Consider the following 1,232-nt stretch of genomic DNA (forward strand, 5'->3'; position numbering starts at 1 on the left):
AGCATTCCTGTAATGAAGAAATTTGAGGTTTGAACAAAAAAAGCCCCCTTGGTATGATACGAGGTGTCCAAAGCTTCGAAGCAAAAAGGACCCTTAATTAATACCCAAGGAGGACTCAAAATGAATTATACTCAAAATAACAAAATCTCGCAAATCACACCATCAACTTTAGTTGTGGGAATTGACGTTGCTAAAGACAAACATGTGGCACGTGCCCAGGATGATCGCGGCATTGAGTTTGGCAAACGTCTGGTCTTTGAAAATCGAATACATGGATTTGAAAAGTTATTGGAATGGATACGACATCACGCAAAAGCAAATGGAAAAAATCACATCATCTTCGGAGTTGAGCCAACAGGGCATTACTGGTTGAATCTCGCTTATTATCTCACTGCAAAAGGATATGACTTTGTATTGGTGAATCCTATGCATGTCAAGAAGAGCAAAGAGCTTGATGATAACTCTCCAACAAAGAACGATACCAAGGATGCTAAAGTGATTGCACAGCTGATCAAGGATGGGCGGTACTCCGTACCAAATCTCTTGGAAGGCATCTATGCTGACCTAAGAGAAGGCGCTAAATTAAGAGACCAGCTCACTAAACAGCTCATGATCATTGAGGGACGCATCCAAAATTGCATTCAACGTTACTTTCCAGAGTTCTTCGATGTGTTTGGAGACTGGGAGGGAAAAGCAGCCCTGTGCACATTGCGCATGTTCCCATTCCCTTCACAGATTAAGCAGATGACACCGGAAGGTGTTCTAGCGAAGTGGAAACCTTTTGTCCAACGTGGTGTAGGTATCAAGCGTGCTACAAAGCTGGTGGAAACAGCGAAAAAGAGTATTGGAATCCAGGTTGGATTACAGTTTGCCAAACGAGAATTAGAATGCTTACTCGATCAATACGAGCTGTACAAGGAGCAAGTAGAGCAATTGGATGAAGAGCTAGAAGCCCTTGTAGAAACGATACCAGGTGCCAAGGAAATGATAGCGATTCCTGGTCTAGGGTCAACCACAGTAGCGCTATTCTTTGCTGAAGTGGGTGACCTCAGGAACTATAGTCATCCTCAACAACTGGTTAACCTAGCAGGGCTCTCCTTACGAGAGCATAGCTCAGGTAAGTTCAAAGGGCAAACAAGGATTTCAAAACGCGGACGAAGTCGATTACGTAGAGCCTTGTATCTAGCCATTCGACCACTCGTCGCTCATAATCCTACGTTTAAAGCCTTACA

1 protein-coding gene is annotated in these 1,232 nt (G+C 43.6%); it reads left to right on the plus strand.

The window, feature by feature from the left end; translation table 11 throughout:
- Positions 1-120 precede the first annotated feature (120 nt).
- Positions 121-1,232, plus strand: a 1,112-nt coding sequence (locus ACFPXP_RS08095) for an IS110 family transposase (protein ID WP_379893729.1), incomplete at its 3' end; no start/stop codon positions are given.

Source organism: Marinicrinis lubricantis (assembly GCF_042658665.1).
Classification (GTDB): Bacteria; Bacillota; Bacilli; order Paenibacillales; family KCTC-33676; genus Marinicrinis; species Marinicrinis lubricantis.